The following is a 19,717-nucleotide window of genomic DNA, read 5'->3' as shown; positions in this document are numbered from 1 at the left end:
TTAAATGGTTATGGCGAGTGTATCAGCATAGACTACATTTTCGTCACTTTTCGACCAGTTTCACCTTTTACTAACCGCGGCGGCAAATGCGATTGGAGCATGATGACGAGCCCATAGTCCCGCGGGACAAAAAGTGCGAAGCGGGTCAGGGCAAGGTCATGTCACATGAGATCTAGCCAATACGGATGGGGGAATGCCATCCATTCAACACGGGCCGATGATCGGCGCCGGAGGGATAGATGCGGGAATGTTTACGGGGCTCGGCGCGGCTTGGCGCACGCACGCGGGGATGGCGCTGATATGACGGCTCAGCGTGTTCTCATTTTGGAAGACAATCTGATCATTGCCATGGAGGCGGAGGAAATCCTGCGTCTCATCGGGGTCAAGGAGGTGGAAATCGCCTCGAACCTGGAGCAGGCGGTTAACGCCATTCATACGGATCGTTATGATTTCGCAATGCTGGACGTCAATCTGGGGGAGTCGATGAGTTTCGGCTTTGCCCGGTTGCTGGCAGAGCGTGGCATCGCCTTCGGCTTTGTCAGCGGCTATCCCGATACGCTCGATTTTCCAGCGGACCTACGGCATGTGCCGTTGCTCAACAAGCCTTTCGACGAGGCGGCGATGTGGGCATTCGTCGACAGGTTGATATCGGTAAGCGACCCATCGGGCAGCCCGCCCCAAAGCCTGCCGGGCAAAAGTGTGTAGCGGTTTTGCGATAACGACAGGCGCAAGATTTGCTACCTGAAGCGCGCTGAGCGAATCTGAGAGATCGCAACACGCTTTAGGCGGATCGTCTGATATGTGACAGCGCCTTCCGTTTGTCCTAAACTCGAATCACGACATTCTGCGGGACAAACCGGCCGATGCAGTGGCAGGATCAGGCAATCATCTTAGGCGTCAAGCGCCTCGGCGAGACCAGTGTCATTGCCGAGGTGATGACGCGTGATCGTGGCCGGCACATGGGATTGGTGCGCTCCGGCCGGTCGCGCGCCATGCAGCCCGTGTTGCAGGCGGGCAATCTGGTCGAAGTGACCTGGCGTGCGCGGCTGCATGAACATCTCGGCGAATTCCGAATGGAGCCGGTGCGGTTGCGAGCGGCAAGGCTGATGGAGACGGCGACCGCTGTCTATGGCGTGCAGGCCATGGGCGCACTACTGCGTCTGCTGCCCGAGCGCGACCCGCATCCGCATCTTTATGATGCGCTGAATGTCATTCTCGAGAACCTGCAGAACCCTATGGACGCCGGCGAACTTTTCGTCCGCTTCGAATTGGCGGTGCTCAACGATCTCGGTTTCGGCCTCGATCTGACCGAGTGCGCGGCGACGGGTGTGCGCGACGATCTCGCCTTCGTTTCGCCGAAGACCGGGCGAGCCGTCTGCCGTGCCGCGGGCCTTCCTTGGGCCGACAAGATGCTGGCGCTGCCGCCCTTCCTTGCCGCTGGCGCCATCGAAGCGGCGGATGGCGAAAGCCTCGCTTCCGCCTTCCGCCTGACCGGCTTCTTCCTGCATCGACATGTCTACGAACCGCGCGGCATAGAAATCGCCGCGGCGCGCGACGGTTTCATCCAGGCAGCATTGAAAGCGCTGAACGCGGCGTTGGAAACGCCGCAGGAGCGGTCGGCCGTCGCCGCCAAAAGATAGAGCATGATCCCGAAAGTGCGCAGCGGACGGGATCATGCCAGGGTGTGATTCGGAGCTGAAAGTCCGCTCGCGTCAAACAGCCATGTTCGACGCGGCCGACATTACCTCCCGCGGAGCGGGAATGCCGAACATATGGCGGCCGGCCTCTTCGACTTCCGTGAAAGACCACCGGATGACGCCATCCCGATCGAGCAGGAATTCGCCGACAAGCTGGCCTTCGCCGGTGGCGATCATCCGCTTGTCATCCTCGGTGAATTCATAGCCGTCCGCCTTGTCGAGGAATTCCGTAGCCGCGATCGGGTTCATGGGCTCCGGAAGCTCGCCCGGCATATCGATGCGCATCGACATCACGGCATCCATGCTGACCTTGTGCGGCCAGTTATTCTCCGCTTCGGTGAACTGAATATTCGGCAGACCGAAGGCCTTGTGCGATACCCGCTCCGGGTCCGATGCCGCCAGCAGATTGGGAAGCGGATGATATCGGAAGTAGAGACGGGCGCGCTCGATCGGCGTATTGACGACGGTCAGGCTGTCTATGCCTTTTTCCTGTAATGCATCGGTGAGCTCGGCCATGGCGGCGATCTGCCGGCGACAGAAGGGACAATGCAGTCCGCGGAACAACCCGACAAACACCGGCCTCTGGCCGCGAAAATCGTCGATGGCGACCTTGCCCTGGCGAGTGATCGCATCCAGCACGACATTCGGTGCCCGATCTCCCGGCTGCAATGGTCTTTCAGCGTGATTCTCCTGCATCTTCCTTCCTCCCTCTATGTGAATAGATTCTCCTAGTGGATCTCCGGCGAGGCCAGTCAGTCGAGAAACGGCAATACGATGAGCGTACCTGGATCGAGGTTGTGGCGAATGCATACATCCTGCGCCAGCGTGAAATACCGTTCCGCCTCGTCCATGTCGTCATGCTCAAGGCTCAGTGTCGCTAGGCCATCATAGCACGGAAAGAGCAGCTGCGGCTCGTCAATTTCCTTTGCTACCTCAAGGGCTTCCTCGTAATACTTACGGGCTAGCTTCGGCTGCCCGTGGCATTGATGAATCTGGCCGAGCACGATCAGAGGCACGGAAAGATGGTCGCGCTGATCGAGAGCCTGGTCGATTTCCACCGCCTTCTCCGCTGCCGGCACACCCTCGGCGGCGCAGCGATCGGTGAAGGTGCAGCAGGAAACGGCGAGATTGGCGAGAAGGCGCGCCTGGAAGCCGAGATCCCCGATACGAGTCGCGACCTCCAGTCCGCGCCGGCAGATCTTGATGGCGTGGGCAGGATCCACAATGGTGTAAAGCACGCCGAGATTGGAATAGGCGCGACAGGCGGCGCTTTGCAGATCGGCCTTTTCGGCAACCGTCAGGCTGCGCTCCACCTCCTCTATGGCATCGCGGCGGCGGCCGAGCCGCGCAAGTGCTGCGCCCTTGGTGTTCAGCGCCTCCGCCATCGCGCGCGCCGCCTCTCGTCCGGCCTCCGTCGTCCCGTCGATGGGGAGCGTTTGCAGCCGTTGCAGGGCCTGCGTCGCCCATTCGGCGGCAGCGGCCTGATCGCCCATGCGGAAGGCCAGATGGCCGCGTTCCTGCAGAAGATGCGCGTGTTCGACCGGCGCATCGATCGTCGCGATCATGGCTTCGGCCTCGGCGCAATGCGCCTCCGCCTGATCGCGGCGCCCCGCCTCAAGATTCAGTCGGCCGATTTTGCGCAATATCCTCGCTGCGGCGAGCCGATCGTCTCCAGTGCGATGGATTGTCAGTGCTCGCTGATAGTGGTTCAAGGCAGTCTCGCGGTGACCGGCAGGGCCGCAGAGATCGGCGAGACGCTCCAGGAGCGCCAATTGCTCCGGTCCTACCTCCGGCTCGTTTGCGAAGGTGGCAAGTGCCTGGCGGTAGAGGCGCATCGCATCGTCATTGGCGTAGGTCTTGCGCGCCAGATCACCGGCGGCCATCAGATAGCCGGCGCCCTTCGCCTTTTCGGTGGTCAGGCTGAAGTGATGGCCGAGTTGCGCCAGATGCTCGGGCCGGTCGGGCGCTGCGCCATATTGGCGTTCCAGCACTCGGCCGATCCGATGATGAAGCTCCATGCGCCGTTGCAGCAGGAGATTGTGGTAGATGACATCGTGCAGCAGGGACTGGCTGAAGCGATAGGTGGGAGAAGCACCGGCATCGGGTCCGCGCAATTCCTCGATGATATTGGCATCGCAGAGATAATCCAATCCCGCATCCATGGCAGCCGGATCGGTGGCGACGGTGCGGAGCAGGGCGGTATCGAACTTCGGACCGACCACCGCCGCCTCCTGCGCCAACCGTCTGATCTCCTGCGGCAGACGGTCGACACGAGCAAGCAACAGGGCCTGCAGATTGACCGGAATATCGACATCCGTGTCTTCCGCCGCAACTTGCCAACGCTCGCCGTCATTGTGCAGCCTGCCCATGTCGATCAATCCCCGAAGGATTTCTTCGATGAAGAGCGGATTGCCGCTGGCGCGATCGAGAATGCGCTTGCGCATCGCGACCGGCAGCTTGCTATGACTCTCGCCAAAAAAAGCGGCGAGCAGCTTCTGCCCGTCGGCTGCATTGAGCGGGCCAAGGCGCTGAACGGTGACGCTGACGCGATTGGAGTCCAGCGGATCGATCTGCGATGTCGGCCGGTATATCGCAAGTAGCATTAGTCGGCTGCGTTCCAGCCGATCCATCATGAAACGAAGCACTTCCAGCGAGGCGGCATCTGCCCAATGCAGGTCCTCGATGACAAGCAGCAGGGGACCCTGCGCCAGCCGCCGCTCAAAGATTGTGCGGACTGCATAGAAGATCTGCCGCCGCAATTGCTCCGGCTCTATGTGCCGCAGCGCGCCGTTGGGATCGCCGAGGCCAAGGACATGCAGAAAGAGCGGCAAAAGACCGTCGAGGTCCTCCTGCGTGAGATCGAGAGCGCGGAATCCCGTCGCCAGCAATTGCCGCGTCCTGTCGAGATTGTCCCGCTCACCGATGCCGTAGGCGCTGCGCACGACCGCGGCAAGCGTGCCATAGGACTGTTCGCCGAGGGGCGAGCAGGTCGCTTTGCGGATAGCGAGACCCTGAAAGCGAGCGGCATTGCCGGCGATGTCGATGAATTCGTTGACCAGCCGCGATTTGCCAATCCCCGCTTCGCCGATGAGGCGGACAAGTTGTGCCGCACCGCCGCAGGCAAGGTCGAGGCAGGTCAGCAGCCGTGACAATTCCGTGTCCCGTCCGATCATGGGCGCCTGGAGACCGAAACTTTCGAGGCCGCGTGCCGTATGCGGCGCTTCCAGCGGGCCGGTCAGACGATGGACATGCACATTGCCGCTTTTGCCGCGCAATGTTTGGGCACCGAGACTGTCGAAGGCGAAGGCATGGCGGGTGAGGCGATAGGTCAGCGGCCCGACGAGGATATCGTTTTCGCCGGCCATGGATTGGAGGCGTTGGGCGGTGTTCACCGTGTCACCAGTGACGGAATAGGATTTGGTGCTGACGGCGCCGAAGCCGCCGGTGACGACGGGGCCGCTGTTGATGCCGATATGCAGACGCAGCGGCACGCCGGCGCGCGTTTGCCAGCGTTCGCCCACCTGGGTCGCCCGATCGATCATGTTGAGTGCGGCATTGAGTGCCCTTACCGGATCGTCTTCATGAGCGACGGGTGCGCCGAATAGCGCCAGCAGCGCATCGCCGACGAACTTGTCGACGAAGCCGCCATAGGCCTCGACCGCCTGCGTCATCTCTTCGAACAATTCGTTCTGCAGAACCCGCATGACTTCCGGGTCGATCTGCTCGCTGAGGGTCGTGAAGCCGCAGAGGTCCGCAAAAAGCACGGTGACCGGCCGCCGGTCGGCATCATCCTCGGATTTTGCCGGTACCGCCTCGATGATCGGCTTGGCAACGGGTTGGGCTTTGTCCGAAACCGCACCGCCGCATCGGGGGCAGAAGGCAAAATCAGGCTGGCAGGGATAGCCGCACGCAGCACAGGTAACAGGTTGCTTTGCGCCGCATCGCGGACAGAAAGCAAAGCCGCTCTGAATATCGAAACCGCAGCCCGCACATTCCATCGGACGCACCTCGAAAAAGCCCGGTGCGCAACGGCTCCTTCAGCCGCAACCAACGGGCTCCACTATGGCGACAACATGAACCTGCTGCCTCAAGCCCGCAAGCACTAAACAAGTAGTAGAACGACTATCGCCGCTTGAATGCCCAGCCCTCCGGCCGTTCCTCGACCACGGTCACCGTATCGCCGATCTTCACCGAGCCTTCGCCACGCGGCGCGGCATTCCAGCCGAAGAGCGGACCGGGGACGCGGCGGTCGGCAGACATGCGGACGCGGCCCATGGCAGGCATCGGGTTCGGAACGTCGCGCGAGCCGGTCTTCTGGTCCTGCGTCGTCATGATGCAGCGGGCACAGGGCTTGACGAGATCCAGGCGAATGCCACCGATCTCGATTGCGGCCCAGCGGTCCTCCGGCCACTCCTCATCAATATCGATCACGATATTCGGGCGGAAACGGTCCATGCCGACCGCGCCCTCGCCATGGCTGGCAAGATTGGCGTTGAGCGCCTTCAGCGAGCCGGTCGTGGTGACGAGAATAGGGTATCCGTCGACAAAGGTGACCGGCGTTTCGCTGCCGGCCCATTCGGGATTGGCGATGCGCTTGGCGAGCCTGTCGAAGAAGACCATTTTGACGTCGCGCCCGAGCCAAGCAGACAGTGCCTTATTGGTTTCTTCATCCGCAACGGAGGCGCTGACCGCCGATTTCCAGACGACGACATCCATGCGGTTGTCAGGGTGCGGCGGCGGCGCGATGATGTCGGCCTTGCCGTCCATTTTCAAACGCAGATAGGAGGGACCGGGCTGGATGTCGATGCGGGCCAGATCCTGCATTTCGCGCTGCGTGATGAAATCGCCTGATGGTTCGACCAGCATGGCGCGACGATCGCCGATCAGGCCGAAAGCGTCGATCGAAGCAGATGGAATGGCAATGCCGCGCGCGCTCTTGAGTGGATAGATGAAGAGATCGCTGACCTGCATGAATAGCCCTCAGATTTCGTCGATGAACATTGCCAGCACCGTCTTCAACCGTTCATGCCGCTCGCCGGCAAACCTCCGGCCGGTTTCGGTCTGGAATCCATCCGCAAGTTTGAACAGCTTTGTCTCGAAATGGTCAATGGCAAAGCGCTTGTCGTCCAGCGGCCGCTCCGTGGCGAGCGGGTCGAAAGGATCATAGAGACCGGAGCCCAGGCGGCCCGCAATATAGAAGCAACGGGCAGCGCCGACCATGCCGATCGCATCCAGCCGATCAGCATCCTGCAGCATTTTTGCCTCCAGCGTTTCCGGCGGAATGTTGGCGGAAAAGCTGTGCGTGATGATTGCATGCGCTACGGCAGCGATATCCTCGCGGGCCCATCCAAGCTCCCTGAGGATACCCGAGGCTTTCTCGGCTGCGAGCCTCGATGCCTGTGCGCGATGCGGCGAATTCTTCTCCACCGACACGCAGTCATGCAGCAGCACGGCGGCGGCCAGAATGCGGGCATGGCCGCCTTCTTCGGCCTGAATGGACATGGCGTTTTTGAAGACGCGCAGGATGTGGGCGACGTCGTGCGAGCCGTCGTCGCCATCGGCCGCATAGGGAATAAGCTGCGCAGCCAGCGTCTCGAACGGGGCAAAGGCCCGCGCCATTCTGTTGATATCCATCTTCGGCCCCATGTTCGGAATGATGTGTCGAAACGATCTTGTGCGTTCCTACCGGGCGCAGGGATTCGCCGCAATCATTCCGTCGCTTTTCTGCCTGTCAGGACCTTTTGGTAGAACAGGCCGATGCCGATCAGCACCGCGCCGAGGCCGATGAAAGACAATGCCCGCAGGAAGCCTTCGAGATTTGCCATGTCGATCAGAAAGACTTTCACGACAGCGACGAACACCAGCGCGGCCGAGGCGATACGCAGGCTGCGAGCGTCAAGGCGCGCGCCAAGCCAGAGAAGGGCGATACCGATCAGCAGCCAGACGACCGAATAGGAATAGACCTCCCCCTGGATGAAACCGTTCCAGAACGGGATGTATTCGCCCTGCCAGAAACGGCGCACCGATAGCGTCGCCCAGGCAAAGGCCATGACCGCGCCGGCGACCGCCAACATCGTCACATAGGGCAGGGGCCGCTTACCCCGGGCATAGGCCGCCAAGCCGCCGTAGGCGATCGCGGGTAGGAGATAGCCGAGCAGCAGCAGGTTGAAGAAAGGAATCCGGCCCGTGCTTTCGCCGGTCAGGAAGGGGTTGAGCCCCAGCAGATGCAGCGTCAGGATCGAAATGATGGAGAGGACGCCGAGCGCCATTCCGCCATAACGAAACACAAGGCTCGATGCGCTGAGATCAAGCGCCATCAGCGTCGCGGAGGCGCCGATCGCCAGCAATGTGTAGATCGATTGTTCGGCGAGCGTCGGAACGTTTGCATTCAAGACGCCGCCGTTCATCGCATGGCGCACCAAGATCGCGATGGTCAGCAACGCCAGGAAGCTCGCAAGCGCCTGCAGAGCGTTGCGCAGCCTGAGGTCCGGCGAATGGCGGACCTCGAAGGCGGCCCAGACGGCGAGTGCCGCCGGGATGCCGTAACCGGCAAGCAGCATGTTGAAGACGGGAGTCGTGCCGAGTTCACCCGGATCGACGATGGTCGGTTGCCAGGCGATGCGCCCGAGCGTGAGGATCAGCGCCGCGACCATCGTCCATGGCAGGGCCGGCCAGGAGCGGGCACGCCCGGCCAGCAGAAAGGCCATGCCAAGCACGGGCAGCAGCACCGTCGGAACGGCGTCATGGGCAAGCGCATGCAGGGCGAAGACCAGGCCGGCGAAGGAGCCCGCCGCGAGGATATTAGTCGGCAAGATCATATCTTCGGGCGATCGGCGGTGCTGCAATTCGGCGAGCGCCATCAGTACAGCGGCAAGCACGATGCCATAGAGCCCGTGCAGCCAGTCGCGCGTCCAGTCGCCGAAGGTGACATAGCTGATCACCGCGATCGCCAGCGGCGTGGCGACCATGAGTACGCTCCACAGCGCCGCAAAAGGCTTCTCGCTTTCGCCAAAACGCTTGAGAAAGAAGAAGCCGACAATAACGAAGACAGCGCCGAGCCCGAGACTGTCATAGACGACGAGCCGGGACAACGCCGGAACGATCTGCACAACATTCAGCTCTACACCGATCTCCGGCTGCATCAGAGCGAGGAACATGCCGAAGCCGGCGGCTAAGGCCGACAGGATTGCCGCCCAGGCCGCATAGACGCGGCTGGCTCCGAAGGCAGCGATAGTTGCAACGATCACGGCGAAGAGAAGGGAAGCGTCCGGCAGCGGGTATGCGTATAAAAGGCTATAAGCCAGAAGAGACAAGGCCACCACGGCGCTGCCTATGGATGCCGTCAGCGTCATTCCAAGCGGGCCACGTGCTAGGAATGTCGCCCAATGGCTGGTCGGAGATGAAGCCGAGAGTTCTTCGGTTTCGGCCGAACCTATGTCTTCCTCAATCGTCGCAGCGACTTCATAGGGTCCCGGCCAAATGAAAATCGTGCCGGCCATCATTGCCAGCATGGTCAAAGTAACCGGCGCCAAGTCGACCACGTCGCTGTTGAAAATATAAAGCAGCGGCCAGATGCTGAGGAGGGCATTGGCGAAGGACGGCACGATGTGCCAACGGCGCAGCCGCGACGCGGCGATGGTGGCGAGCCAGGTGAAGACGAGGTAGCCGAAGAACGTCCAGGGGTTCGGCGCCGTCGGCGCGACGAGCGCTGGCGTGATCATGGAAGCCAGGAGCCCGAGACCTGCAAGCGCTTGGCCATGCAGCAGCGACAAGCCCAGCGTGGCGAGCGAAATCAGCCCCAGAAGGAAGAAGGCGACGGCCGGCCCGATGAAGCCGTAAATCCCGTGGGCGGCATAGGTCGAGCCGAACAGCGCGACGACACCCGCCGCCGTCAGCACGCCGGGGATCATCGCGTTCTGGAAGGTATTGGCCAGCACCGGCTCGGATCGGCGCCGGATGATTTCGCCGGCAGCGACGAGGACCAGGCCGAAGATCGCGGCAAGCACCAGCCGCACGGCGGGACTGAGCAGGCCGCTTTCGATCGAATATTTGACCAGGAAGATGCCGCCGAGCGCGAGCGCGATGCCGCCTACCCAGACGGCCCAACGCGCGCCGATGGTGCTCTCCAGGCTTTCCTCTTCGCGCACAGGGGCGAGTGCGATCACATCCTCGGTTTGCTCCACGCCGTCGCGTGCAGCGGCAGCGATATCTTCCGCTTCCATCGTTGGTTCTGCGACAGCTTCGGTCAATAGTTCCGTTGCGTTTTCGGACGGTTGGGTGGCGTCTTGAACAGGCTCTGCCGCTGTTGCTGATTCGCTCACGCCGACCGCGAGCACCTGGCCGGCAAGCGCGTTTTGCAACTCCAGAACGCGGCTTTCCAGCCGTTGTAGCCGTTGGTTGTAGTTGCGCAGGATCAAAATGCCCACGACCACAATCACGATCAGCAGCAGTTCCGTCATGTCCCCTCCATGGGCTTCTGCCGTCACCTTATATGAAATAAGCTGGACAGTAAGGGGAAGGCGATCGATTTCATCTATGATTTCAGCGGATTACGCGCGAAAAAAGCGGTACACGCGACGTTGCCGCCCTTTTGATTCTATTAGGATATTACGATTCATAACTTGCGAACTATTGTTAATACTCATTAACAATTCGTCTTTACCCGCACGGCAAATCAGCCTATGAACGCCTGTAGTTAACCAGAACGTATTGCGTACAAACGACGTCGCATGAGGCGGCTCCTGACCCTAGGAGGTTTGTATGTCCCATGTATCTCCCACATCCAATAGTACCTATCCCTATCGCGGTACGCTTTCGCGACTCGACGCGAATGGCGACGGTGTTTTGAGTCAGGAAGAGCGCGAAGCCGGCGAGCGTCCAGGCATTCTCGAAAGTGACGCGGTCGATAACGGCAGCGCGAACGGCGCAATGAGCAGCTTTATGGCAAAGCTCATGCAAATGCCGACCGGTGGCAAGGCGGCGACCAAAATGCCTGAAGCCACCAGTGCTTTCGACATCGATATGTTGACGCCGATGGACGCCTACAACAGCACTTACGGCCAGTACGACGCCGACAGCATGGCGGCCTGAGCGGCTTTCTTTCCCAAATCACCGAACGGCCCGCCGGACAAATAGCGGGTCGTTTTCGCGGCCGAGGCCTGCTCATTTCCCTTCTCGCGGGAACACCCGCTCCGGTGATGCGTTGCATCCACGACTCAAACGGGAGAATGTTCCATGAGGACGATCCTTATTGCTGCGGCTCTGGCCTTGACGGCAGTTCTGCCCGCGACTGCACAGGATAAGCAGACGGCAATTGCCAATTTTGTCGGCCTCGACGGCAAACAGGCGGGGCGGGCGGTCCTGACTGAAGGGAAAGCGGGCGTGCTGATAGAACTCGACGTCTCCGGCCTGCCGGCCAATCGCTGGGTTGCCTTCCATATCCACGAGAACAATCATTGCGACCACATGCATGGTTTCGAATCCGCGGGCGGTCATTTCAATCCCGCCAATGCCGAGCACGGACTGCTGGCGGCCAATGGCCCGCATGCCGGCGACATGCCCAATCAATATGTCGATCAGGACGGCAAGCTGAGGGCGCAAGTCTTTAACAGCATGGTGTTGCTCGACGGCAAAAACGGCATTCGCGGCCGAACGTTAATGATCCATGCCGAGTCGGATGATTACCGCAGCCAACCGGTCGGCGGCGCTGGCAAACGGCTGGCCTGTGCGATCATCGAATAGCCCCGGACAGCGTGATACGCCCTGTCCCGTCGGCGTTTCAACGAGCGTACTGTGTCCCACCGAAAACGACCGACGGCGTTTACTTAAGGAGATTTGGATGAGTGGTATTTCTTCAGTTGGAAGCAGCGCGAGCGCTGCCTCGTACAGTCCCCTTGATAAAAATGACGACGGCGTTGTGGATGCCCGGGAGTTGCAGGAAGCAGCACAACCCAGTCTTCTGCCTGCAAGCATTCTTACTGACGAAGACAGCGACGGTACGGTCAGCAGCGGCAAGACCGAGCTGAACGCGTTGGAAATCTTCATCCGCGAGATGGAAGCCTCGATGAATGTCTGCCAGAATACCTGCGGTCAATACGATACCGATGCGCCGGATAGCGTTGCCGCTTAGTCGGTCACCTTCGGATGGACTGGAAATGGACGGAGACCGCGCAAGCGCAGTCTCCGTTTTACATAACCCCGATGTCCGCTGACAGCGACAGGACGAAGGGCGCATTGCCGTCCGCATCGGCACCGCGGCCGATCGCCTTGACAGCGTCGACGAGCCGGCCTTTGCGGTCAAGCATCTGGTCGCCGATCATGATCAGCCGCGCATTCGGCGTTGCATAGGGCGAGGCGGTGCGCAGGCGCTGGACAAGCGCCAGATCGTCCGTTTCGGGATGGACGGCAAGCGCTGTGATCAGCGCCGCCGCCGGTGAGCGTGACACGCCCATCCAGCAATGGATCAGCAGCGGTGCGGTGCGGTCCCAGCTTCTGGCAAAATCGATGATGTCGCGGACATGCGTCTCCTGCGGAGCCACAAGATCGCCGGTGCCGGCAAAGCTGATGTCGTTCATGCCAAGCAGCAGGTGCCGTTCCGCCTTGATCACAGCCGGCCGGTGAAACGTGTGTTCCTTCGCCATCAGGCTGATCATTTCGGATGCGCCGTGACGAACGGCCATCTCCGCGATGCGTACCAGCGGCGATACGATGATCGCGGTCATGCGTTGGTTCCTATAGTGGCGCGTTCGGCCTCGATCGCCTCGAAGCGAGCGAGGAAAAGCCGTTGCGCTTCGATCGCCGGCATCGGTTCGATAGGCAACATCTCCCGCGTAATGCTGCGCGGTTGGCCGAAAAACTTGCGCGCTTCCTGCGGCGTGAAACCGGCGAGCAACGTCGCCTCGAAATAGGCGGAGACCGTATCGGCCCTCTTGATCTTTTCCTTCAGCTCCGGGCTGCAATGCGGCGGCAGGGCAAAACGTCTGTAAATCGCGGCTTCCAGGCGCTTCTCCACCGCCTTATAGTCGCCGCCGACCACGGATTTGAATGGCGAGATCATATCGCCGATGACATATTCCGGAGCGTCATGCAGCAGCGCCGCCAATAGCTCGTCCGGCGAAGCTTTGTTGAGATGACGGAAGATCGCCTCCACCACCAGACTGTGTTGCGCCACCGAAAAGGCATGATCCCCGGAGGTCTGGCCGTTCCAGCGTGCCACGCGGGCAAGCCCGTGGGCGATATCGCCGATCTCGACGTCGAGCGGCGAGGGATCGAGCAGATCCAGCCTGCGGCCGGACAACATGCGCTGCCAGGCGCGCGCGGTATTGCCCGCTGTCATGCCGAAGCCTCACCGGTCTCAGTGGGGAAGGAGAGGCCGGACCAGGTGGGTAGCGCAAGAGAAACTTCGCAATCTCCCGCCAGGATCGGCGTGCCGGCCGCCATGGCTTCGCTGGCACGGTCGATGCGGACAATGGCGAGACCCTTGGCGCCGTCAGTGGAACCGAGTGCACCGATCGGCTTGCCGCCGACGGTCAATTCGGTGCCGATGGCCGGCAGATCGGCGGTCCCGGACACGATCACCACCCGCCGGCGCGCCGTGCCGCGATGTTGCATGCGGGAAACCACTTCCTGCCCGACATAGCAGCCCTTGCGGAAGCCAAGGCCACCATTGATATCCATTAGCACGTCATGGGGAAAAGCGTCCTGCAGGGTGAAATCCCGGCCGGAAACGGCAATGCCGTTGGCAATACGCAGTGTCCGGTAGGGCCCCTCGGCATCATTGCCGTGTAGGCCGGGCGTGCGCGTCAGCGTGATTCCCGCCTTGGCGAAACGACTATCCCTCCGGCTTTCGGCCGTATTCTCGCCCCAGGCGACGGTGACGCCCTCCGTCTCGATTGCAGCAAACTCGACCGGTGCGCGCAACCGATACATGGTGAGACGCTTCAGAAGGCCGTCTTTCTGCGTCGCGTCGGTCTCCAACAGAAAGCCGGAACCGTCCCGCCAGATCATGAAGTCGAACAGGATCTTGCCCTGCGGTGTCAGCAGCGCGCCGGGACGGGCCTCGTCCGCGCCCAGCGAGGCAAGATCGGTAGTAATGAGATTGTGCAGGAAAGCTTCCGCCTCCGCGCCGCTGACGCGGAGAAAGGAGCGATCTCTGAGGAATACGGCTGGCATTGTGGACCCGCTAGAGCGGTTCAGCGTTTCACGGAATCGCTTTCCCGCTCTATCCCTTTGTTTTTTCGCATTCCAGACGGAAAACCGCTTCGCACTTTTCCTGGAATTGCTCTAGTTCGCCTGTCGCTCAGAGGTAAGGCCTCAAGCCGGGAACCGCAAGTTCTGCGTCCGGATCATTCGCCCGAAGTGAAGAATTTCCACCTGCCGTCGGGCGTGATGCCGACGCGATAGAAATTGTAGCCGCCGAATTCCAGCATATCGGAGAAATCGCCGGCGGTAACGATGCGCATCAAATCGACCTTTTCCGGTGCCGTCAGGGACTTGATGTCTTTTTCGGCGAAATAAGGCCAGACATACATTTCATCCGGCGTGCCCGCGCCGGTATGGGCAAAGCCGGTCGACATGATGTCGAGCAGAATGGAGAGGATTTCGATGCCGTCGGGGTCTCCGGAAAGGTCGTGCAGCGTCTTGATCGGGTCTTCGGTCGGATCATCCGCCGTCACCTGTGTCTGCTTGAGACCGCCGCCGACATTCATCAGCGGACGCAGACGCTCGAGATCACCGGAGGCAGCCGCCTCGACGATCGCTTCACGCAGCTTGCGCACCGGCTCGGGAGCCTTGCTGATATCGAACAGGATTTCCGCCGGTTTGCCGCCATTCGAGGTATTACCGGATGCGTTGCCGCTGCTCGGTCCGGCCTGATTGTTGACCAGCGGATCGGGCATGGGAATCGTCTTTGAAGGCGCCTCTAGCGCCTCCTCGACCGGCTTGTCATTGCGCTGCGTGGAGTTCCGGGGGGCACTCTGCTGGGCGGCGGACGGATTGAGCTGAGAAAAGGCCAGGGCCGGCAAAGGGAGGGCGAGGCTGCCGAAAAACAGGGTCGCTGCGGCTAGCGAGGCAATGGAACGTCGAAACTCATTGCCCGGTACGGTGTGCATAGGGATCTCTGGCTGTTATTGCAGGGTGCGGTTCGGAGAGAATTCACCAGCAAGCATGCGGTCCCTAAGTGATTCGAGCAAGGCTTCCGCGCCCTGTTCTCCTTGAATGCGAATAGTCTCGCGGATGGCATGGGCAATAGCGGCGTCAGCGATGATTTCCGGCTCGATTCCGTCAGCCATTCCGTCGGCCCAGGCTTCGTTCTGGTACTCCAGCGCTGCCTGCCTTTTTTCGTGGACAATCATGTCGTCGATGTCGTTCAGGCTTGGTTCCATTGTTTCGTTCCTCGAGACGTCCATGTCCTTACCGCTTGATTAACGACTTTATCAGCCTTTTCCTAAAACGACACGGCTCGGCACGAAAAGGGGTTAATAAATCGTCAATTCCCAAAGCGAGCGGTTATTTCTGTGGCAAGTGTTGCACCTTCGTTACGGTAGCGCTCCTCAGCGACGATGGCCTGCGGCGTGCAATCCGTGTAAACCGATGCGAAGGATCTATATCCTCGGTTGAACGAGGCGGTCAGCTTTTCCTTGCGTTTCGGCTCGTCTTTCGTCTCTGTGTCGAGTAATTGCTGCATATCGGCTCGCCAGGAATCTTCTTTTCCGGTGTTGCAGAGATTGCGCAGATAATGGATCGAGCCAAGAATTTCGGCGAGCCGCGACAGTTGATCGTCATAGGGAGTCGGCCGCTCGGCATCATCCCCGTCGCGAGGCGCCTGCACCTCCGGAGCAGTCGCCGCGGGCTGCGCAAAGGCCGGAAATGCAGCCGAAAGCGCGGCGCAGATCGCAAGCAGGTTTATGAGGCGACGGTGAATCATACGCCTACTTGATATGGCAAGCTTGTCGGTAACAAGGCGAAAACCTCGCTTTCCACCCTCTTATTGCTTTGCATCGTTAACGCGGGAGCGGCGAAAGCCTCATCGGGCGCGGGCAGCGGTCAGCCGCTCGGCGCATTCGAGCACGCTCGCCGGAACGGGCAGGCCGCGGATCTCTTCCAGCAAATACCAGCCGAGCGCTGCGGCATCGTCGGCAGCCTCAGCGATCACATCCGCGTCGGCATCGACCAGAAAAACCGACAGAACGAAATGGCTGACGAGCGTCCCGTCTGCTGCATGGCTCCTGAGGTCGTAAGTCTCAAACAAACGGGGGTTTCGAGCCGTTATCCCGGTCTCTTCCCTGAATTCCCGCAATGCCGTTTCCGCCGGGGTTTCACCATCTTCAGCCCGCCCGCCGGGGAAGGCATACATATCTGCAGATGGCGGATTGCGTCGCAGCACCAGCAGGAAGCGGCCGTCACGTTCGAGGATGGCGGAAGAAGCGGGGCGAGGGATGGATATCATTGGGCCAGGTCGGGTTCGGATGGAGATATCGGGCGACGAATAGGCGTGCTGGAGCTTTCAACTTCATAAGATACGGCCCTTGTTGTGCCAGAGGGAAGCCCTTTTACTCGCAAATGAGAATGGCGGCGATTCGGGTCCGCCAGCCGGGCTGCCGCAAATCATGATGACCTATGGACTTTACGCGCTCGCCGCGCTGGCCGAAATTGCCGGCTGTTTCGCCTTCTGGGCATGGCTGCGGCTGGCAAAGCCGATCTGGTGGCTTGCTCCAGGCCTTGTGTCGCTGGCACTCTTTGCCTGGCTGCTGACGCTGGTGCCGAGCGATGCGGCGGGACGCACCTTCGCCGCCTATGGCGGCGTCTACATTGTCGCCTCCATTCTCTGGCTATGGCTGGTCGAAGGACGGGCGCCGGATCGTTGGGATATCTCTGGCGCGGCCGTTTGCCTTGCGGGCGCAACCATCATTCTCTTCGGCCCTCGCAACTGACCTTCTCCTTGACCCGCGGCCTTACGGGTGCAACACAAGCTGCATGTGCGGTCGATTTGCATTGACGGAAACGGAGAGGAAGGTGCGGGAATTGCTCGGCTATCTCGAGCATGAAGACTTTCCCGCGCGCTTCAACATTGCCCCGACGCAACCAATTCTCGTCGTCGTTTCGGGCGATCGGCAGGAGCGGGGCAGTAACTTGCCGGATCGTCGCGCGCTGCTAGTTCGCTGGGGCTTTACGCCGGCCTGGGTGAAGGATCCCAAGGAATTTCCGCTGTTGATCAATGCCCGGGCGGAAACCGTGATCGGCAAGGCCTCGTTCCGGGCGGCCATGCGTCATCGGCGTATTCTGATTCCGGCATCCGGCTTTTACGAATGGCATCGCCCGTCGAAGGAGAGCGGCGAGAAATCGCAGGCCTATTGGATCCGTCCGCGCCACGGCGGCGTCATCGCCTTTGCCGGCCTGATGGAGACCTGGTCGTCGGCCGATGGTTCCGAAGTCGATACCGCCGCGATCCTGACGACGTCGGCGAACCGAACGATGCGTCCTATTCATGACCGGATGCCCGTTGTCATCAAGCCGGAGGATTTTGCACACTGGCTGGATTGCAAGACTCAGGAGCCGCGTGAGGTCCTGGATCTGATGGGTCCGGTTCAGGAAGATTTTTTTGAGGCGATTCCGGTTTCGGAGCGCGTCAACAAGGTCGCCAATATGGGGCCAGAGCTGCAGGTGGCGATTACAATCGAACCTCCGGCCAAGCCGTCGAAGAAGCCGGATCCCAGCGATGGCCAGTTGAGCCTCCTCTGAACGGCATTCATTCGGATCGGCGCTGCCATAAACCCCGATGTTCAATCAGCGGGGTTATCGGCAGATGCTGCAAGCTTAAGCGATCTTCTTCTTCAGCGGCTTGGTTTTCAGCATCAGATGTGCTGCCAAGACGGCTTTGAGGCCAAGAGGACGATAAAGCAGGGTCGGGTCGATCTTTGCTTGTGGTTGTACAGTTTCGTCTTTTTTCTTGGTCATGTGTTACTCCTCAACGTGTTCCCTAGGGTGTTTTTGATTCACGGCCCCGTCTCGTTGTTTTGTCATAAAACATGACAAATCAAAGGCATTTGCCGATCAGCTTTTGTAAACACCGACCATATTTCGCGAGGCTTACGCGAAATTTAACGCAAACTATATCTAATTTAGTTGTTTATTTTTCGTTAATTAGTTGCGTTCGCGCAGCCGTATCTGATTGCAGAGGCGATAGGGGCCACATGACCATTTGTCGCGGCAGCCGTCTTCGATTTCTGGCGGCAATCCATGATCGTCGCCTTCGAATCGTGCTTGATTTTGGGCTAGATATGCCGGCCGATGTCGTCGTTTGAATCGTCGACGTCAGGATCGGCGGGGCCGTTGATGGTGAAGGTGCCATATTTGCGCGTCCAGGAACGGGCGCCCAAGGGCAACGACAGGAGATAGGCAACGACGGTGACCACCATGACATGCCAAGTATAGCTCATCAGCAGCGCCACATAGACGACGAGGGCAAGCATGATCGGCAGCACCAGGTCGCGGCGGATGCGGCTGCTTTCCGTTTTTCCGGACCAGACGGGCAGGCGGCTGACCAGCAGGAAGCCGATCAGCACGGTGTAGGCCGCACCCCAATAGGCAAAGGTCTTGGTGGGCGTTAGGCCCAGGAAGCCGAGATAGACAGGCAGCAACACCAGCATCGCCCCGGCCGGCGCCGGGACGCCGACAAAATATTCCGATTGCCACGACGCCTTGTTCTCGCGCTCCGCCATGACATTGAAGCGCGCGAGCCGCAGACCGGCCGCAATGGTATAGATCAGCGCTGCGATCCAGCCGAGCGAGCGTGCCTGGTCGAGCAGGAAAACATAGACGACAAGCGCCGGCGCGACGCCGAAATTGACGATGTCGGCAAGCGAATCCATTTGCGCGCCGAACTTGGAGGTGGCCTTCATCAGCCGCGCCACGCGTCCGTCGATGCCGTCGAGGAAAGCGGCCACCAGCACGGCCACCACCGCGAGTTCGTAGCGGTTTTCGAAGGCGAGGCGGATGCCGGTCAGACCGGCGCAGATCGCCAACACGGTGATCATATTCGGTACCATCAGCCGCAGCGGAATTTCCCGCAGGCGCGGCCCACGCGCCTCGTCGTTGGGACCATGTGGCTCGAAGGGCGGAAAAGGCGTCTTCATCTCGCTCGTTTTCTCCGGGCTCAGCTACGGTGGCTAACGATGGGGCCCTTCAGCGAGCCGAACTCGGCAATGACGGTTTCGCCGGCGATCGCCCTTTGGCCGACCGCGACGCGCGCCGCTGCTTCCGCCGGCAGGAAGACATCGAGGCGCGAACCGAAGCGGATCAGGCCAATGCGCTCGCCGGCGTCGATCGGCTCGTTCTCGTTGACAAAGCAGAGAATACGACGGGCAACCAGGCCGGCAATCTGCACGACGCCGATCTCGCCATGCTTCGTCTCGATGACGAGGCCGTTGCGTTCGTTCTGCTCGCTTGCCTTGTCCAATTCGGCATTGAGGAAGCTGCCTTGGCGATAGGCGATATTGGTGATGCGGCCGCGCATTGGCGAACGGTTCACGTGGCAATCAAAGACGTTCATGAAAATCGAGACGCGCAGCATCGGCTCGTGGCCGAGATTGAGCTCGGCGGGCGGCGTCACCATCTGCACGCCGGAGACCCTGCCATCGGCAGGTGATACGACGAGATCGTCGTCTTGCGGCGTCATTCGTTCGGGATCGCGGAAGAAATAGCCGCACCAGAGCGTGAAGATCAAGCCGATCCAAAAAAGCGGCTTGAATGTCCAGCCAAGAACCAGCGACGCAACAAAAAAACCCGCAACAAAGGGATAACCTTCCTTGTGCACCGGGACGATGACGTTGCGTACACTGTTCAACAAGCTCATCTACGGCCTACTCCGTTAAGGCATCCTCACCAAAAACCGGGGTCCGGTTGTCGGACGAGATCATGCCAGTCCAAAGAATGAAAGCAAGATAAGCGGTCTTGCTCTGAATACTCGCTGAGCGTGACTACAGGCAAACTCTGTCATGGGCAATGCTTTCGCACGCTCGCCC

The 19,717-nt window shown here is 60.5% G+C and carries 22 protein-coding genes; 7 read left to right on the top strand and 15 right to left on the bottom strand.

Translation table 11 applies throughout. From position 1 onward, the window contains the following. The first annotated feature begins 165 nt into the window (after positions 1 to 165). A complete protein-coding gene (locus tag K290_RS34515) occupies positions 166 to 705 on the top strand; it encodes a response regulator (RefSeq protein WP_245276584.1) in 540 nt (179 codons plus the stop codon). Between the two features lie 158 nt (positions 706 to 863). Further along, positions 864 to 1,640 carry a DNA repair protein RecO gene (gene recO, locus K290_RS0119050; protein WP_028753423.1) on the top strand — a complete coding sequence of 259 codons (777 nt, stop codon included), beginning with the start codon at positions 864 to 866 and terminating at the stop codon, positions 1,638 to 1,640. A 72-nt stretch (positions 1,641 to 1,712) separates the two neighbouring features. Here the strand turns inward: recO and K290_RS0119045 are convergent, their stop codons facing one another. The 5 genes from K290_RS0119045 to K290_RS0119025 all read right to left on the bottom strand — a co-directional run bounded on the left by K290_RS0119045 (position 1,713) and on the right by K290_RS0119025 (position 10,156). Further along, complete coding sequence (locus K290_RS0119045; RefSeq protein WP_028753422.1) at positions 1,713 to 2,393, bottom strand: peroxiredoxin-like family protein; 681 nt, start codon at positions 2,391 to 2,393, stop codon at positions 1,713 to 1,715. A 56-nt stretch (positions 2,394 to 2,449) separates the two neighbouring features. After that, the gene (locus K290_RS0119040; RefSeq protein WP_028753421.1) at positions 2,450 to 5,695 is read right to left on the bottom strand and encodes an adenylate/guanylate cyclase domain-containing protein; all 3,246 of its coding nucleotides are present in this window, start codon (positions 5,693 to 5,695) and stop codon (positions 2,450 to 2,452) included. A 124-nt stretch (positions 5,696 to 5,819) separates the two neighbouring features. Further along, positions 5,820 to 6,668 carry an MOSC domain-containing protein gene (locus K290_RS0119035; protein WP_028753420.1) on the bottom strand — a complete coding sequence of 283 codons (849 nt, stop codon included), beginning with the start codon at positions 6,666 to 6,668 and terminating at the stop codon, positions 5,820 to 5,822. Positions 6,669 to 6,677: 9 nt separating this feature from the next. Next, complete coding sequence (locus K290_RS0119030; protein WP_028753419.1) at positions 6,678 to 7,331, bottom strand: HD domain-containing protein; 654 nt, start codon at positions 7,329 to 7,331, stop codon at positions 6,678 to 6,680. A gap of 74 nt (positions 7,332 to 7,405) precedes the next feature. Further along, positions 7,406 to 10,156 carry a DUF2339 domain-containing protein gene (locus tag K290_RS0119025; RefSeq protein ID WP_028753418.1) on the bottom strand — a complete coding sequence of 917 codons (2,751 nt, stop codon included), beginning with the start codon at positions 10,154 to 10,156 and terminating at the stop codon, positions 7,406 to 7,408. A 301-nt stretch (positions 10,157 to 10,457) separates the two neighbouring features. On the opposite strand from K290_RS0119025, the gene K290_RS0119020 reads away from it, so the two are divergent. From K290_RS0119020 to K290_RS0119010, 3 genes are all read left to right on the top strand, one after another. Beyond that, positions 10,458 to 10,787 (top strand): hypothetical protein, encoded by a 330-nt coding sequence (locus K290_RS0119020; RefSeq protein WP_028753417.1) that lies wholly within the window; start codon positions 10,458 to 10,460, stop codon positions 10,785 to 10,787. Between the two features lie 144 nt (positions 10,788 to 10,931). After that, positions 10,932 to 11,438 (top strand): superoxide dismutase family protein, encoded by a 507-nt coding sequence (locus tag K290_RS0119015; protein ID WP_028753416.1) that lies wholly within the window; start codon positions 10,932 to 10,934, stop codon positions 11,436 to 11,438. A gap of 97 nt (positions 11,439 to 11,535) precedes the next feature. Further along, the gene (locus tag K290_RS0119010; RefSeq protein ID WP_028753415.1) at positions 11,536 to 11,826 is read left to right on the top strand and encodes a hypothetical protein; all 291 of its coding nucleotides are present in this window, start codon (positions 11,536 to 11,538) and stop codon (positions 11,824 to 11,826) included. 58 nt (positions 11,827 to 11,884) lie between these two features. Here the strand turns inward: K290_RS0119010 and K290_RS0119005 are convergent, their stop codons facing one another. The 7 genes from K290_RS0119005 to K290_RS0118975 form a co-directional block, all read right to left on the bottom strand. Further along, positions 11,885 to 12,418: a tyrosine phosphatase family protein gene (locus K290_RS0119005; protein WP_028753414.1), complete on the bottom strand. Its 534-nt coding sequence runs from the start codon at positions 12,416 to 12,418 to the stop codon at positions 11,885 to 11,887. Next, positions 12,415 to 13,032, bottom strand: coding sequence for a YfbR-like 5'-deoxynucleotidase (locus K290_RS0119000; RefSeq protein WP_028753413.1), 618 nt, complete (start codon positions 13,030 to 13,032; stop codon positions 12,415 to 12,417). Before K290_RS0119000 ends, K290_RS0119005 begins: the two co-directional genes overlap by 4 nt. Then, entirely contained in the window at positions 13,029 to 13,868 is an 840-nt protein-coding gene (gene ygfZ, locus K290_RS0118995) for a CAF17-like 4Fe-4S cluster assembly/insertion protein YgfZ (protein ID WP_028753412.1), read from the bottom strand. Before ygfZ ends, K290_RS0119000 begins: the two co-directional genes overlap by 4 nt. A 173-nt stretch (positions 13,869 to 14,041) precedes the next feature. Then, positions 14,042 to 14,806, bottom strand: coding sequence for a hypothetical protein (locus K290_RS0118990; protein ID WP_028753411.1), 765 nt, complete (start codon positions 14,804 to 14,806; stop codon positions 14,042 to 14,044). Between the two features lie 15 nt (positions 14,807 to 14,821). Next, positions 14,822 to 15,079 carry a hypothetical protein gene (locus tag K290_RS0118985; RefSeq protein WP_028753410.1) on the bottom strand — a complete coding sequence of 86 codons (258 nt, stop codon included), beginning with the start codon at positions 15,077 to 15,079 and terminating at the stop codon, positions 14,822 to 14,824. A gap of 104 nt (positions 15,080 to 15,183) precedes the next feature. Next, positions 15,184 to 15,621: a TIGR02301 family protein gene (locus K290_RS0118980; protein WP_028753409.1), complete on the bottom strand. Its 438-nt coding sequence runs from the start codon at positions 15,619 to 15,621 to the stop codon at positions 15,184 to 15,186. 99 nt (positions 15,622 to 15,720) lie between these two features. After that, complete coding sequence (locus K290_RS0118975; RefSeq protein WP_028753408.1) at positions 15,721 to 16,143, bottom strand: NUDIX hydrolase; 423 nt, start codon at positions 16,141 to 16,143, stop codon at positions 15,721 to 15,723. Between the two features lie 163 nt (positions 16,144 to 16,306). On the opposite strand from K290_RS0118975, the gene K290_RS0118970 reads away from it, so the two are divergent. Together K290_RS0118970 and K290_RS0118965 are read left to right on the top strand one after the other, a co-directional pair. Next, positions 16,307 to 16,627: a YnfA family protein gene (locus K290_RS0118970; RefSeq protein WP_028753407.1), complete on the top strand. Its 321-nt coding sequence runs from the start codon at positions 16,307 to 16,309 to the stop codon at positions 16,625 to 16,627. A gap of 43 nt (positions 16,628 to 16,670) precedes the next feature. After that, entirely contained in the window at positions 16,671 to 17,435 is a 765-nt protein-coding gene (locus tag K290_RS0118965; RefSeq protein ID WP_028753406.1) for an SOS response-associated peptidase, read from the top strand. Between the two features lie 75 nt (positions 17,436 to 17,510). Here K290_RS0118965 and K290_RS37960 read toward each other — a convergent pair whose 3' ends face one another. The 3 genes from K290_RS37960 to K290_RS0118950 form a co-directional block, all read right to left on the bottom strand. Then, entirely contained in the window at positions 17,511 to 17,651 is a 141-nt protein-coding gene (locus K290_RS37960) for a hypothetical protein (protein ID WP_172831040.1), read from the bottom strand. A 317-nt stretch (positions 17,652 to 17,968) separates the two neighbouring features. Beyond that, the gene (gene pssA / locus K290_RS0118955) at positions 17,969 to 18,829 is read right to left on the bottom strand and encodes a CDP-diacylglycerol--serine O-phosphatidyltransferase (RefSeq protein ID WP_028753405.1); all 861 of its coding nucleotides are present in this window, start codon (positions 18,827 to 18,829) and stop codon (positions 17,969 to 17,971) included. 20 nt (positions 18,830 to 18,849) lie between these two features. Further along, positions 18,850 to 19,548, bottom strand: a complete 699-nt coding sequence (locus K290_RS0118950; protein WP_028753404.1) for a phosphatidylserine decarboxylase — start codon at positions 19,546 to 19,548, stop codon at positions 18,850 to 18,852. Positions 19,549 to 19,717: the final 169 nt, after the last annotated feature.

Source organism: Rhizobium leucaenae USDA 9039 (assembly GCF_000426285.1).
Taxonomy (GTDB): Bacteria; Pseudomonadota; Alphaproteobacteria; order Rhizobiales; family Rhizobiaceae; genus Rhizobium; species Rhizobium leucaenae.
Note: the sequence above shows the minus strand (reverse complement) of the source record. Positions and strands in the feature narration are given on the sequence as shown.

Coding starts and splice junctions, on each gene's coding strand:
- K290_RS34515 (WP_245276584.1), top strand. CDS start 166: ATGAGATCTAGCCAATACGGATGGGGGAATGCCATCCATTCAACACGG.
- recO (WP_028753423.1), top strand. CDS start 864: ATGCAGTGGCAGGATCAGGCAATCATCTTAGGCGTCAAGCGCCTCGGC.
- K290_RS0119045 (WP_028753422.1), bottom strand. CDS start 2,393: ATGCAGGAGAATCACGCTGAAAGACCATTGCAGCCGGGAGATCGGGCA.
- K290_RS0119040 (WP_028753421.1), bottom strand. CDS start 5,695: ATGGAATGTGCGGGCTGCGGTTTCGATATTCAGAGCGGCTTTGCTTTC.
- K290_RS0119035 (WP_028753420.1), bottom strand. CDS start 6,668: ATGCAGGTCAGCGATCTCTTCATCTATCCACTCAAGAGCGCGCGCGGC.
- K290_RS0119030 (WP_028753419.1), bottom strand. CDS start 7,331: ATGGATATCAACAGAATGGCGCGGGCCTTTGCCCCGTTCGAGACGCTG.
- K290_RS0119025 (WP_028753418.1), bottom strand. CDS start 10,156: ATGACGGAACTGCTGCTGATCGTGATTGTGGTCGTGGGCATTTTGATC.
- K290_RS0119020 (WP_028753417.1), top strand. CDS start 10,458: ATGTCCCATGTATCTCCCACATCCAATAGTACCTATCCCTATCGCGGT.
- K290_RS0119015 (WP_028753416.1), top strand. CDS start 10,932: ATGAGGACGATCCTTATTGCTGCGGCTCTGGCCTTGACGGCAGTTCTG.
- K290_RS0119010 (WP_028753415.1), top strand. CDS start 11,536: ATGAGTGGTATTTCTTCAGTTGGAAGCAGCGCGAGCGCTGCCTCGTAC.
- K290_RS0119005 (WP_028753414.1), bottom strand. CDS start 12,418: ATGACCGCGATCATCGTATCGCCGCTGGTACGCATCGCGGAGATGGCC.
- K290_RS0119000 (WP_028753413.1), bottom strand. CDS start 13,032: ATGACAGCGGGCAATACCGCGCGCGCCTGGCAGCGCATGTTGTCCGGC.
- ygfZ (WP_028753412.1), bottom strand. CDS start 13,868: ATGCCAGCCGTATTCCTCAGAGATCGCTCCTTTCTCCGCGTCAGCGGC.
- K290_RS0118990 (WP_028753411.1), bottom strand. CDS start 14,806: ATGCACACCGTACCGGGCAATGAGTTTCGACGTTCCATTGCCTCGCTA.
- K290_RS0118985 (WP_028753410.1), bottom strand. CDS start 15,079: ATGGAACCAAGCCTGAACGACATCGACGACATGATTGTCCACGAAAAA.
- K290_RS0118980 (WP_028753409.1), bottom strand. CDS start 15,621: ATGATTCACCGTCGCCTCATAAACCTGCTTGCGATCTGCGCCGCGCTT.
- K290_RS0118975 (WP_028753408.1), bottom strand. CDS start 16,143: ATGATATCCATCCCTCGCCCCGCTTCTTCCGCCATCCTCGAACGTGAC.
- K290_RS0118970 (WP_028753407.1), top strand. CDS start 16,307: ATGACCTATGGACTTTACGCGCTCGCCGCGCTGGCCGAAATTGCCGGC.
- K290_RS0118965 (WP_028753406.1), top strand. CDS start 16,671: ATGTGCGGTCGATTTGCATTGACGGAAACGGAGAGGAAGGTGCGGGAA.
- K290_RS37960 (WP_172831040.1), bottom strand. CDS start 17,651: ATGACCAAGAAAAAAGACGAAACTGTACAACCACAAGCAAAGATCGAC.
- pssA (WP_028753405.1), bottom strand. CDS start 18,829: ATGAAGACGCCTTTTCCGCCCTTCGAGCCACATGGTCCCAACGACGAG.
- K290_RS0118950 (WP_028753404.1), bottom strand. CDS start 19,548: ATGAGCTTGTTGAACAGTGTACGCAACGTCATCGTCCCGGTGCACAAG.